The sequence below is a fragment of the Lysinibacillus sp. FSL W8-0992 genome, from assembly GCF_038008685.1.
GTDB lineage: Bacteria > Bacillota > Bacilli > Bacillales_A > Planococcaceae > Lysinibacillus.
Window position 1 is genome coordinate 303,855 of sequence record NZ_JBBOZQ010000001.1, and the last position, 14,270, is coordinate 318,124.

At 36.3% G+C, this 14,270-nt stretch carries 10 protein-coding genes; 2 read left to right on the forward strand and 8 right to left on the reverse strand.

Annotated elements, in window-relative coordinates:
- Window positions 1–107 precede the first annotated feature (107 nt).
- The 4 genes from NSQ74_RS01265 to NSQ74_RS01280 form a co-directional block, all read right to left on the reverse strand.
- Entirely contained in the window at window positions 108–974 is an 867-nt protein-coding gene (locus NSQ74_RS01265) for a GNAT family N-acetyltransferase (protein ID WP_340821129.1), read from the reverse strand.
- 493 nt (window positions 975–1,467) lie between these two features.
- A complete protein-coding gene (locus NSQ74_RS01270) occupies window positions 1,468–3,300 on the reverse strand; it encodes an ABC transporter ATP-binding protein (protein ID WP_340821130.1) in 1,833 nt (610 codons plus the stop codon).
- A complete protein-coding gene (locus tag NSQ74_RS01275) occupies window positions 3,300–5,021 on the reverse strand; it encodes an ABC transporter ATP-binding protein (RefSeq protein WP_340821131.1) in 1,722 nt (573 codons plus the stop codon). The genes NSQ74_RS01270 and NSQ74_RS01275 overlap by 1 nt, the downstream gene beginning before the upstream one ends.
- Window positions 5,022–5,096: 75 nt before the next feature.
- On the reverse strand, window positions 5,097–5,990 hold the full coding sequence (locus NSQ74_RS01280) for a DMT family transporter (protein WP_340821132.1): 894 nt from the start codon (window positions 5,988–5,990) through the stop codon (window positions 5,097–5,099).
- A gap of 186 nt (window positions 5,991–6,176) precedes the next feature.
- On the opposite strand from NSQ74_RS01280, the gene NSQ74_RS01285 reads away from it, so the two are divergent.
- Window positions 6,177–8,198, forward strand: coding sequence for an EAL domain-containing protein (locus NSQ74_RS01285; RefSeq protein ID WP_340821133.1), 2,022 nt, complete (start codon window positions 6,177–6,179; stop codon window positions 8,196–8,198).
- Window positions 8,199–8,288: 90 nt separating this feature from the next.
- Here NSQ74_RS01285 and NSQ74_RS01290 read toward each other — a convergent pair whose 3' ends face one another.
- Together NSQ74_RS01290 and NSQ74_RS01295 are read right to left on the reverse strand one after the other, a co-directional pair.
- A complete protein-coding gene (locus tag NSQ74_RS01290) occupies window positions 8,289–8,756 on the reverse strand; it encodes a threonine/serine exporter family protein (protein WP_340821134.1) in 468 nt (155 codons plus the stop codon).
- Window positions 8,757–8,768: 12 nt separating this feature from the next.
- A complete protein-coding gene (locus tag NSQ74_RS01295; RefSeq protein ID WP_340821135.1) occupies window positions 8,769–9,521 on the reverse strand; it encodes a threonine/serine exporter family protein in 753 nt (250 codons plus the stop codon).
- A gap of 372 nt (window positions 9,522–9,893) precedes the next feature.
- Here NSQ74_RS01295 and NSQ74_RS01300 point away from each other — a divergent pair, with 372 nt between their 5' ends.
- Window positions 9,894–11,300 (forward strand): polysaccharide deacetylase family protein, encoded by a 1,407-nt coding sequence (locus tag NSQ74_RS01300; protein ID WP_340821136.1) that lies wholly within the window; start codon window positions 9,894–9,896, stop codon window positions 11,298–11,300.
- A gap of 176 nt (window positions 11,301–11,476) precedes the next feature.
- On the opposite strand, the gene NSQ74_RS01305 is transcribed toward NSQ74_RS01300, so the two are convergent.
- Both NSQ74_RS01305 and NSQ74_RS01310 read right to left on the reverse strand, forming a co-directional pair.
- Window positions 11,477–13,576 carry a beta-propeller domain-containing protein gene (locus NSQ74_RS01305; RefSeq protein ID WP_340821137.1) on the reverse strand — a complete coding sequence of 700 codons (2,100 nt, stop codon included), beginning with the start codon at window positions 13,574–13,576 and terminating at the stop codon, window positions 11,477–11,479.
- 219 nt (window positions 13,577–13,795) lie between these two features.
- The gene (locus tag NSQ74_RS01310; RefSeq protein ID WP_340826376.1) at window positions 13,796–14,254 is read right to left on the reverse strand and encodes an SRPBCC family protein; all 459 of its coding nucleotides are present in this window, start codon (window positions 14,252–14,254) and stop codon (window positions 13,796–13,798) included.
- Window positions 14,255–14,270: the final 16 nt, after the last annotated feature.

Below are 14,270 nucleotides of genomic sequence, written 5' to 3' on the forward strand. Positions count from 1 at the left end.
ACTATATGGACATAGTACACATTTATGATAAAAAAGAAGATTTTAACAGTTTCTTAAAAATAAAAAAAGTGAGAAGTGAAGCTTATTGCTCACTCCTCACCCATCATTTAATTTTTCACATAATAGTCTAGTTGCTGTGCTTTCATAAAGCCTGCTCTCTCATAAATCGAAATCGCTTTTCTATTTTCGATTTCTACATCAAGCATGACAAATTTAGCGTTTTGTTTACTTGCATAGTCTTTTGAAAAAGACAATAAAGCTGTACCGATTCCTTGCCCTTGATACTGCGGATGAACTGCTAGGGCTGTCACCCATTGTATTTCATTTTCCTTAACTGTTGCCACCGTACCTACAACTTGACCGTCTTTATGTGCTACCCATAATTTTCGACCATTCGTTGACGTATTAAAGGCAATTAGTTCCTCCGATTCTGATGGCAAATCGCCAAACGCCTCACTATAAATAGTGATCAATTCAGTCTGTTCTTCTGCAAATGGGGCTATTTGAATATCATTTCGTAGTTCCACTGACTCTGCTTTCGTTTCCAGCGTCGCTTCTGAAAAACTGTATGAATAACCACAGTTTTCGATAAATGTATGTCCAAAGGGAGATCCATCAATAACTACTGCTAATTGACCTTCCGCTCCTCGCTCTTGTAGACCAGCTTGTAATACGTTTACTAATGCTGTCCCAACTCCCTTTTGGCGATAAGCTGGTGAAACTACTAACGACCATTCATACGTATGTAGCCCCATTAAATCAATAGCACTTGCAGCACCAACTAATTCATCATTATCATCTTCATAAGCGAGCACCATAAAACCTTTTGATTCAAAAGAGCCTGCTAATGGAATATTCATAATCGTTTCATATACACGATAATCATTTAAGGTTGCTTCTTCGCATAATATTTTTAATTCATTCAGTGTTTCCTTGTCCAGCGGGAATGACACTGTAATTACTGAAATGTTCATTGTTTACTCCGTTCTTAAACCAGACTATTGCCCTATTGTAGCAAGAAAGAAAATAAACTGGCAACAAATTATAATACCCTTTTCTAATAATCAGCAATTTTACTTCAAATACAGAAAAAACAGAAGGATTTATACTACTATTGTACTTCAAAGTAAATGAAATTTACTAGAAGGCATTAGTTATAAATTATTATATAGGATGCCTTATAAGAAATTAAATAATTATATTTACTGTAATTATTATAACATTTATTCAAATAAATTACATTATTAAAAAACGGAATGACTATATTGAATAATCATGTACTGTTACTATTGGCAGGATGCCTCCCATTGTAAAAAAGAGCGATTTCATAAAAGAAATCACTCTACACTATAGACAACACATAAGCGAAACTACTACCGATGCAATCCAAAGGCTTACCGCCGATTTTTCTAGGTCGACAGGTAAACTGCCTTTTTTACCAACAACTCGTGCTACACGGCTCTCACACTACTCATCTAAATGATGTGTTGAGGAATTTAGCATTTGGGCATAAATCCCACCAGATTCAATTAACTCATGCTGTAATCCAGCTTCAACTAGCTCGCCCTTTTGCATAACTAAAATAACATCCGCATTGTGTACAGTGTTCAACCGATGTGCAATTACAAAACTTGTTCGTCCTTGCATAAGCCTATCGAGTGCCTCTTGGATTGCTAATTCTGTTACTGTGTCAATGCTACTTGTTGCTTCATCAAGCAATAAAATTTTCGGATTAGCAATTAGTGCACGTGCAATCGATAGTAATTGCTTTTGTCCTTGGGAAATCTCACGTCCATCTGCCGTAAGAACAGTGTCATAACCATCCTTTAGTTTCATAATAAAATCATGGGCATTAGCAAGCTGTGCTGCTTCCACAATTTCATCATCGCTAGCATCTAAACGACCATAACGGATATTCTCCATTACTGTTGTTTCGAATAAAAACGGATCTTGTAACACGAAGGCCATTTGTGAGCGAAGTGCCTCCCGATCAATGTGCTGTACATTTACACCATCGAATAATACATCGCCCTTTGTCACCTCATAAAACCTAGCAATCAACTGTAGAATAGTTGTTTTTCCAGCACCAGTTGCACCTACCAATGCAACAGTATGCCCAGGCTCTATCGTAAAATTAATATCTTTTAATGTGTAGGATTCCTGTGCATCATCATACTTAAAAAACACATGTTGAAATGTTACCTGTCCTAATAATGTATGTTTTTTTGCAGCAGCCATTTCCTTTTCAGGCTGTTCGTCAAGTAAAGAAAATACACGTTCAGCTCCTGCTATAGCTGATAATACCGTATTAAACTGATTTGCCAAATCATTTAATGGTCGTGTAAATTGGCGAGCATATTCTGTAAAAATAACAATTACCCCTATTGACACATGACCGTATAGTGCTAGTACTCCACCAATACCTGCAACAATTGTAAAGCTCATATTATTTAAAAAGTTCATGACTTTCGGTATATAACCCGAGTACGTCTGTGCCCAAAAGCCCGTATTTTTCAACCGTAAACTTTTGTCGCGAAATTCTGCCTTTACACGTTCTTCCTGTGAAAAGGCTTTAACGATTCGCTGCCCTGATATCGTTTCTTCGATCATGCCGTTAAGCGCTCCTATTGCTGCTTGTTGTTCCTTAAATAACGGAGCCGTTCGACGGGTAATCCAGCGCATCGCCCAAAACATAATTGGAATAATTGTCATTGTTAAGATCGTTAACAGCGGACTCAAGCTCAGCATAATGATAATCGTGCCGCCAAGCGTTAACACACTCGAAAATACTTGAATAAAAGAGCTATTCAAAGTCGAGCTTACTGCTTCAATATCATTTGTCATACGACTCATTAATTCGCCATGTTGTCGTCTATCAAAATACGAAATCGGTAGCTTTTGAAAATGAGCAAAGACACTTGTGCGCAGTCGATAAATCGTTTGTTGGGCAATCCCTATCATCCAAAAATTTTGTAAAAATAAAGCGACTGCTAAAAGTAAATAAATACCAACAAGCAACATAACTTTACTACCTAATCCTTTAAGCTCACCATGCATCACATATATATCAATTATTTTGCCTATTAAGTACGGTCCTAGAAGTGCCAAAATCGAGCTTGCCATTACGAGTAACAGGACGACTATTAATAGCATACGTTGTTCATCGACAATCTTCCATAAACGCCAAAGTGTACTTTTCCAATCTGCTGCACGTGGACCTTTCTTTTTCTTTACGACCTGCTTTACATCATCTTTCGATAAAATCGGCTCATAGCCAAAAGGTTTTTGGAAAAATCCCATTATTCCACCTCCTGTTGGGAGATTGCGATTTTTTTATACAGTTCAGAAGTTTGCAGAAGCTCTTCGTGTGACCCATATCCAACCACTTCGCCTGCATCAATTAACAAAATATGATCTGCACCTTTAGCCGTCCGAATTTTTTGTGTGACCACGAGCATCGTTGCTCTTTCTTCACTAAGCGCATCCCATAGTGCCTGCTCTGTTTTAACATCAAGTGCACTTGTACTATCATCAAGCATTAATATATGTCCTTTTCTTAATAACGCTCTAGCAATAGACAATCTTTGTTTTTGACCACCTGATAAATTAACGCCCTTTTGCCCTACTCGGGTATCATAACCACTTGGGAAATCTTCTACAGATGCGTGAATTTGTGCCTGCATTGTTGCATTGAGCACTTCGTCCATTTCGGCTTCTGTATCGCCCCATCGAACATTGTCAGCAATACTCCCTGTAAATAATAAAGATTGCTGCGGTACATAACCTATAATGTCACGTAGCTCTTGTAGATCCCATTGCTGAACATCTTTTCCTTCTACAAAAATCTGTCCTTCCGACACATCATAAAAGCGTGGAATAAGCTGTAGTAATGTTGATTTACCAGCTCCTGTAGCCCCCATGATTGCTAATTTTTCACCCGACTTCACTTGAAAAGTGACGTTAGACAATACAGCAGTGTCTGTACCTGGATAGTGGAAGCTTACATTTTTAAATGCTAATTCGCCTAATTTCAAGTCGTTAGCTGCACCTTCTTTAGATGACGAAGTAATTTCTACTTCATTGTCAACAGCAAGCACCTCTGTCATACGTTCTGCAGAGGCTTTTGCACGTGCATAAAAAATTATAATAAAAGCAAACATTGAAAATGAACCTGTCATACGCATTGCATAATTGACGATAGCTACAATATCACCAAGCGGTGTCGTTCCAGCAGCAACTTGCTTTGTACCGAACCAAAGTACGGCCAATAAACTCATGTTCATTACAAACAATAATACAGGCATAATATACTCCATCGTACGCAGAGCTTTGACAGTATCCACCTTTAATCGTGAAGCAACCTGCTCAAAGCGCGAAGCCTCATATGCCCCACGTAAATAAGCCTTCACTAGACGCATCGCTTGCAAATTTTCTTGAAGGACACGATTCAAACGGTCCACACGCTTCTGTACTCGCCCAAAATATGACACACCTTTTGCAACCATAAAAATAAGGAAAACGAAAATGAGCGGTGTACCAATAACTAAAAACAGTGCTAGCTTTGCATTGACAACAAAAGCCATGACAATGCTCCCAACAACAGCTAGTGGTGCGCGGAGCATAATCCGAAGGCTCATAAACAGCACTGTTTGAACTTGCGTTACATCATTAGTTAGCCGAGTAATAAGCGAAGCCGTAGAAAATTTTTGATATGTAGCTAATGTAAAGGATTGAATTTTATCAAACAAAGCATTGCGCAAATCAAAAGAAAAGCTTTGCGCAGTATGTGATGAAAAATAAGAATTGACGATGCCTGATATAAAGGCGATAAAAGATAAAACAAGTAAAATGGCTCCCCATTGAATAATCATGTCATTATTTTGACCACGAACACCATCATCAATAATTTTGGCCATGATAAGTGGCTGAACAAGCTCTACAAATAATTCAATCAACATCAAACATAATGCAAAAATTGCAGTCCACTTATATGGTTTTACATACGAAAAAATTACTTTCACATTCTCTCCCCCTTATTTGAGAAGAACTATCATTTACACTGAAGGTAGTTAAAATCACCTATACAAACAATAATTTTATGCTTTTTCACCTGCAATAGATAGCCACGTTACACATACAAGCATAACGAAAACTCCCACTAATTGCCACAATCCTAGCGATGTGCCAAATACAAATACTGAAATCACCATCGCCGTTAAAGGTTCAATACTAGATAAGATACTCGTCTCGACAGCTGTAATATACTTCATGCTACTTAAAAATAGTATAAATGCTAAAGTACCTGTAAAAATTAACGCCATCATTAACCCAGTAATTTTTAAATCTGCAAAGACAATCCACTGATTTGATTGCCATACACGACTTAATATGCCTAATGTTACACCACCAATTAACATTCCCCATCCTACAACAAGGAGCACATTCCATTCCTTCATAAGACGTGCAGGATATAGTGTGTAAAATGCAAAAGTTAATCCAACCGCTACTCCCCATAATAAGGCTTTATTACTAACTAATAAAGAATCAAATGAAGCATTCGTTAGTAGCAGAAATAATCCTACTAACGTGCCAATAATACCTAACACTTGATATTTGGGTGGCCATTTCTTTAAACTAAGAGAGACATAAGCAACAACAAATATTGGCGCTAAAAATTGAAGTAACGTAGCTAAAACTGCATTACTTTCATTTATAGCTCCGACAAAAGCGTATTGCACACCGAGCATCCCTACAATACCAAAGATGACGAGCTGCCTACTCCAAAGCTTTTGTTGCCATATACAAAAAATATTTTTACCCGTTAGCAACAAATATGTAAGTAAGACAATACCTGCAACTGACAACCGAATTGTCAGCATAAAAGAAACTGTCAATGCTGTATGATTGAGTAACCATTCCATTAATGGTCCAGTTGCCCCCCATAGCATCGCTCCAGAGATAATAAAAAGAATACCTTTTAATCGTTCCATCCAATTCCCGCTTCCTATATACGTACTAAAAATTGTTATTTTTCTTCAAAACTTTTCATTTATCTCATTAGAAAAGTCCTATCTTTTCTGATTATCAAATATTTACAAATATATTCATAATGACTAATTCCCGATAATTCTCTATAATATTAGTATATATAGATTACCCAAGGAGATCGAATAATCATGAGTCTTAAGCACAAATCATTTACGATAGATGAGCATTATATAAATTCACTTCCTTTTCCTGCAATTGTTATAACACAAAATGGACAAGCAACTATTTCAGGAAAACACGCTGAAGAATTATTTGGTTTTTCAGTCAATGACATTACAGGACATACTACTCCATCCATACATGAAAATCTACTAAGAAATCTTTCAAATGAGACGTTTCAATCGATTTTACAAAAAGAAGAAAGTACATATATAGATCAGGTTCAAGTTTGCACCCAAGCTGATGAAGAAATCACTACAGCAATGCTAGCTAAGCCATACTTTGAACAGGGTGAACACCTTATTCTCATTATGTTTATGTTACCAGAGTTAATGATTAATTCGGTTTCAAACAGTAGTACTTATGTAGACTTAAAGCAAGGTTTAGACTCTACTTTTATGACCGTAACGCTTGATCGTGATGGATTTATTTTAGAATGTAATGCAGAGTTTTTAAAAATTAGCCAATGGACACCAAAGCGTGTTATCGGCAAAACATTCTGGCAGTTATTCCCTGAAAATGAAGTAAGTGAAAAAATTACAAATACAATTTGGCGCAATTTAAATAATGGTCACACATGGCAAGGCGAAATTGAAAAAGTTACGAAAACAGGGCAGTCTTATTGGGTGCTTCTCACAGCTATCCCAACATTTAATCTAGAAGCTAATGAGCAACAATTTATTTTAATTGAAAAGGATATTACAAAATCTAAGACGATACAACATCAGCTTGAAAAAATTGCTTACATAGATACAGAAACAGGCTTAATGAATGCTCATCGACTAGAAAAAGTAATTTCCAAAATGATCGAGGAAGAAAAACACTTCTCCTTCGTCTATTTAAGTATCGATAAGTTTTACACATTAAAAGAATTACATGATCAACAAATAAACCAAAGTCTTATTATTGAATTTACAAATCGTATCAAAATGTACTTCCAGGACAGTACAATGGCACGTATTAACGAAAATGATTTCGTTGTCATCACACCTTTAAGTGAATGGTTTATTCAAGGCTTCTTGTCCTATTTACAACAGCATCCAATTTATAGCAGCAATATTGCAGTTCCTATTTCAATTAGTGGCGGGATTACACGCTTCCCTGAGGATCAAACTACCTTCTCACAGCTAATGAAAGCGTCTATCGCAACGATTACAACAGTTCGCGAAGCTGGTGGCGACAAAATTGTCTCCCTTTCAAAAGCAACTCATAAAGCTTTAAATCGTAAAGCATTAATTGAGAAACGTCTACTACAAGCACTTGATCAGAAAAACCTAAAAGTACTTTATCAACCACAAGTTGACGTTTACTCGGGTAAAATTACAGCTGTAGAGGCACTAGTTCGTTGGGAAGATGAAGTTATTGGCGTAGTTTCACCAGATGAGCTCATTCCAATTGCTGAGGAAACAGGGCTAATAAACAATATTGGTTCGTTTATGCTGGAAAGGGCTTGCGAACAAGCGCTTATTTGGAAGAAGGCTGGTTTCAATTTAAAGGTGGCGGTTAACTCGTCTGTCCGCGAATTCCGTGACAAAAACATGGCCAAGTCAATTCTTGAAATGTTAGCAAAAACAAATTGTCCTGCAAACCTTATTCAAATTGAAATTACAGAGAAATTTGCATTGGAAGCTGAAGCTGCAACCTTTATTACACAACAAATGCGCAAGCTTGAAAACGAGGGCATCGCTTTCGTCTTAGATGATTTCGGTACAGGTTATGGTTCATTCCGCTATATGCAAATTTTACCGATTGATACATTAAAAATTGATAAAGCATTTACTAGTTCGTTATTAAAATCCGAAAAATCACAAAAGCTTATGCATGGTATGATACAGTTAGGCAAATCCATGGAACTAAAAGTGGTAGCTGAGGGTGTTGAAACGGCTGAGCAAGCTAATCTGTTAATTACTTATGGCTGCGATACTATTCAAGGATTTCACATTAGCAAACCTGTTACACCAGAAGAAATCGAGGCACTACTTGTAAAATAAAAAACAAGATAAAGAGCTGTTCCTAAGGATACAATCACTTACGGAGCAGCTCTTTTTTATTACTTTTCATAATCTAGAGTTACATAGCATTTATTTTCTGTAAGTCCTTTTCAGCTTTGACTTGCTGGAACGTACAGCCCGAAACACAAACTGCATTAATACTTCTGCAAATACTAGGCCCATAACAATTGCACCTGTAATTAAAAACGCCTTCAGTCCATACTGTAAGCCTTGTAAATAATCATCCTCCACTACATTTCGCATTGCATTGTAAGCCATCCCCCCTGGTACGAGGGGAATTATTCCCGCTACAATAAAGATAATCATCGGCATTTTAAAACGACGTGCATATAAATGCGCAACAATCGCTATGATAAATGAGCTGAAAAACGAAGCGTCTACAACGTCCATACCGTGCTCTGTTAATAAATAATAAATCATCCAGCCAATCACACCTACAAAACCACAATGGAACAAGGTTTTTCTAGGAACATTAAAAATAATTGCAATTCCGGCCGTTGAAAAAAAGCTCACAATTAATTGTACGAATATATCCATTTTTCCCGCCCCCTAAAATGATAGGATGACGGCAATTGCTGAACCGATAGCAAAAGCTGTTAAAAACGCCTCTGCTCCCTTTGCCATCCCTGACATAAAATGACCTGCCATTAAATCCCTTACCGCGTTGGTGATTAAAATACCTGGTACTAGTGGCATAACAGAGCTAATAATAATTTTATCAATTTCTGTACCATAGTTAAATTTCACCGCAAAAAAAGCAATCGTACCAATAATTAACGAAGCTGTGAACTCCGAGAAAAACTTCACTTTTGTTAAATGGTTCATTAGAATAAGAGTAAGAAACCCTAACCCTCCTGCTATAAATGCTGCAGGGAAATCAGACCATCCACCCTTAAACATAATTAGAAAACAGCCACTCGCAAGTGCTGCTGAAAATACTTGTATATACATTGGCAAAAAATAATTTGTTTTTTGTATCGTCTTTAGCTCGTCATAAGCGTCTTCTAATGATATTATGTGAGATGTGAGTCTACGAGATACTGAATTTACCATGGATATTTTTTGTAAATCAGTAACCCTACTGGAAATCGAAGTGATTCTCGTCGGCTGTGTCTTGCCTAACGAAAAAATGATACCTGTAGGTGTAGCATAACATTGCGCATCTAGCATATTTTGAGATTGTGCCATACGTAGCATCGTATCTTCAACACGATATGTTTCTGCACCACTTTCAATCATAATTCGCCCTGCAAGTAACAAGCAGTCAATAGTAAATTCATTATCCACTTCATGTGATAGCATTCCAGTTATCTACCTCCTTCAAAAGGTTCCTTGCATATAGTAACGAACTGCAAATAAAAACTCAACCAAAAATCTTCGATATTATCAATTATATTTTGGAATAATTGTATCTGTCGCTAAATGATACAATGCCTTCAGTTCAAAATCCATTTATTAATCGAATTTAATTGAGCTTAAAACTGAAAAATACAGTTTGCAAAATCGAGTCTTTATAAGTTATTCACGTGGTGGTTATAAAAAACTGTTACATATTCTATTTTTTATTATATTTCTATTTAATTATATAAAATATTTGTAGATTTCTATAACTTTTCCAATGTCTCGTACGTCTGATTTTATAGAAGAATAATTATAGAAAGGAGCAAACCAACATTGATAGAGGAGCGCAGAAAAAGACGCCGCCCAATAATTGATTTATTGTTAATTGGGCTCATTGTTACATTAATATCCATCATCCTTGTTATTATACTATCTAAGGACGAATTTAAATTTCAAAAAATAAGTGCCTCGAAAGACACAAATAGTGAATCTAATTTATCCACAGAAAACTCTGCGTTTCCTGGCATACGTATTGTATCTGACGTTTCTAACGATAAACGCTCACCTTTTGCCGTTCACTATCCACAAACAGAAAATAAAGTTTTTAACGAGACCGTATTACAATATATTACGGATGCTAAAGACAACTATCTGTCATCTATGAAAAATAATAAGAATAAAGAGGCTAAGGGTGAGCTTACTATAAATTTAGAGACCTTCCCATATCACGAGCACTACTATTCATTTGTCTTGACGAAAATGCAGTATTTAGGCGGAGCTAATCATGTCGTTTCAACAACAACATTTTTCTATAATAACGAGACAGGTGAACAAATTAATATACAAACGTTATTACAAAACGATAACAATAACTTATCAACTTTAGCAGCCTATGTTCGCAAAGATTTACAACAAAACCTTCAGTTAAAAGAAGTACTAAATGAAGATGAGCTACTTAAAGTGACGGAGCCAAAGTGGGAAAACTTTAATCGGTTTGCCATTGTCGATGATTCGATACATTTTTACTTTGACGAATATGAAATTGCAAGTGGATCAGCAGGTGCACCTATAGTGAAGCTTTCACTTTCACTTATCAATCCATTGTTAGCCTCTGAATTCCAAATTGCTATGGAGACAATGGAACCAACTAAACCTCCTGTTTCCCCAGGAGATCCAAATGTTAAACGTATTGCGTTAACATTTGATGACGGTCCACATCCGAAAGTTACAGAGCAAATTTTAAATACGCTCGACAAATACGATGCTAAAGCTACATTCTTTATGCTTGGCAGTCGTGTAAAACACTATCCTGATATCGCCAGAGATGTTCTTGCACGTGGTCATGAAATTGGAAACCATACATGGAACCATCCTGTATTGACAAAAATGCCGTTAGAACAAGTATTAAAAGAATATACATCAACTGCTAATGAAATTGAATTAGCAATTAATCAGGGCGCAACCGTTTTTAGACCACCATATGGAGCGACCAATGATGAAATAAATGAAAAAATACCAGTTCCTGTAGTACTATGGAGTATTGACACATTGGACTGGAAACATCGTAATTCACAATTATTACTAACGTATATTAAAAGTAATTTGCACAATAACTCCATCGTTTTAATGCATGATATTCATCAATCAACAGCAGATGGACTCGATGCTGTACTCGCCTATTTACAAGGAGAGGGCTATGAATTTGTTACAGTATCTGAAATTCTTCCATATCGTCAATGAATAGAAAAAGTGTTAGATTGACTAAAATCAATCTAACACTTTTTTGCTATGCCATTGATGTCCGTTTTGGTGGTTTCTTCTCGCTTAGAACAGTTAGACGCTTCCCCCGCTAACGCGAGGGTTGTTACGTCTTACGTTTTGTTTGTTCGGCGCAGGAGTCACCCCCTTTGCTACCATTAATTGATGTTTAGTGTATCAAGCGGTTTGAAATCTTTTAATTGGTAGCTCTTTACTTCATTGCGTGCAATTGTGTATAAAGTATCCTCTACATAAACTACACGTTGGACGTTTTGCTCCCAATTTTCATATGGCTCACCCGTGCTTTTATTAATGATATTTCCTTTTAGTGCAATGCCCTTCTCCGCTGTAATTTCATAAATTTGTGCACCTTGACCTTGGTATACAACTTCATCGTCCTTCCCTGCCTCATAAAGCACGACTGGGAAGCCGAAGTAATGATATTCTTTATTGCGGAACAATGCTTTTGGATTGTATTGTACGTCTGAATAAGAGCCTTTTCCACCAATTTTCACTGTAGATTGCTCTTTTGGGTTTTTAAAATCTGTAACATCAAATAGCGACATTTTCATATTAGTCGTTACCGTGAAATTACGCTTCGTATAAGCATCAAAACGTTCTTCCGTATCATAACCAATTCCAATTAGGTGTGTATCATCTAATGGATGTAAATAGTTGCTAAACCCTGGGATTTTCAATTCACCTAGTACTGTTGGCTTTCTTGGATTTGCTACATCGATAACAAATAGTGGATCAACTTGTTTAAATGTTACGACATATGCTTTCTCTCCCATAAAGCGTGCTGAATACACTTTTTCCCCTGGCGCCAAATCCTTTACTGCACCAATCTCCTTTAAGCTTTTATCTAAAATAAACAAATGGTTTCGGGAAATATTTTTCTCATCCCACATGTTGCCTTCAGTCGTAACAATGCGGAAATTCCCCTCGTACTCATCCATTGAATATTGGTTTAACACAGAGCCTTTAACTTCACTCGTACCAACAAAGTTCATGGCTGTTCCATCTAAATCCCATTTAAATACTTGTGTATTACTTGATAGAGGCATCCAGATTCTGTCCATGATACCTCCGAATGGAACTGCTTGATTGCCATCATAAATTGGTGTAGTTAAATATAGCGCATCTTCTGACATATAAAGTCCACTACTACCTCCTAAATAACCTTTTGTATTAGCAGTAGTTTTAGCTCCATTTTTTAAATCAATTGCTGTAATTAAACTATACGTGCCATCCATTGTGTTTGGTAAAATTGAAATCTTATCAAGAGGTAAGCTTTTGTATTCCTTACTGTCTACACTATCATACATTTTTGGCTTTAAATCTTGGGTCCCTTCCTCTTGAAGAATCCAATAATTAGGATGCATATTGCCGATTAAATACAGCGTATCATTTGTAATTCGCATATCCTGTAAATAGCCCTCTTGAGCAACTTCACGAATAAATTTTGGATTTTTCGGATTTGTAATATCATAAAAAACGGCCGTCGACATGCTTGTGCCTGATTTTTCAATGTAGTCTTCTCCGATTGCAATTAATACATTATCGTATAATGCTAACTTCACAATATATTGAGATTCCTTTTGTTTAATTGTCGTTGCCAGCTTCAAGTTTTTAGGATTATTTGCATCAACAACAGTTATACTTTGATCTTTTATAGCGTAAATAAAACCATCTTTCACAACTACTATATCGCCCTCTTCGACACCTTCTACTTGGTTATTTGTCGTAGAAGAACTATTAGCTGAAGGTGCGCTATCTTTACTGCTTGAGGCACTATCCTCAAGAATGCCCATTTCGGGCTCCCTATTACCATTTGCCATAATAGCTTCAAAATATTGTTGCAATTCTTTTTCAGATTTTACAGGCTCTAGTTTTTCAATAACGGTAAATGCAATATCATGGGATGTCGTCTTAAGCGTACTATAAGCGAATGCTTCTTTATTTACATGTAATCGATAACTACCAGGAGAAAGTTTACTAACAATAAGTGATTTTTTATCTTCTCCCAACGTAATTGTTGCTGTCACTCTTTGCCCCGCTTCATCGGTAACATAGACAAATTCATCCGTTATATTTTTTGATTTTAAAGCTTGTGTAAAGGATGCTGTCCAACTTTGCGTTGATATAATTGTACTTGTTGCTTTAGCATGCGCTTCTGGGGAAACCATAAATGTGAAGACCCCTGGCAAAACAGCTAAAACAACGATAATCATTATGGCTAACCATTTACCTCTCATTATTTTCCACTCCTTCATATACTTGTTTTATAATTAGACTACTGAAGTGTTATAAAGTTACATTTAAAGAAAAAATTTTATAAAAAAATAAAAGCGATACATTGAAACAAAACTTCGAGCAGCTTGTCGGTAACTAAAAATAATCCATTTTGATAAAAGTATTATCAAAATGGATTATTTATTAATGGTTGCTAATAAGGACTGTCCTTCCTTCTCCTCTTATAAACCTTCACCAAAATCTAGCGTGCTACCTGTTTCTACTAAAGTTTTTGTATTACTTAAAATCATCCACCAAGCTGTGTCACTGTTGTCATAGGAGGCATCGCCTTCTTTCCATTGGTCATGAATAAGCGTCAATTTCGTGCATGATCCAACAGGCTCTAAAAGATAAGAAATTCTAGATTCCAATGCTTTATTTTCCTTTACATAAGACTTTCCAGGATAGTGAGTAAAACGCAGTAACCGATTTGGTTCATATTCCAATACGTTGCCGTATACATGTACTGTTTTATCTCCATCTACACCTGGACCGACATATTCCAAAAGGTCACCAACTTGAAATGTAGAGTTAATGACAGAACCATAATAAATTTGTTTTGTACCTTCTGGAGAGATAAGTGCTTTCCAAACTTCCTCAGGTGTACCTGCAATAAAAAATTGATATTTTAAATCATTCATCATTTTTATGCCTCCT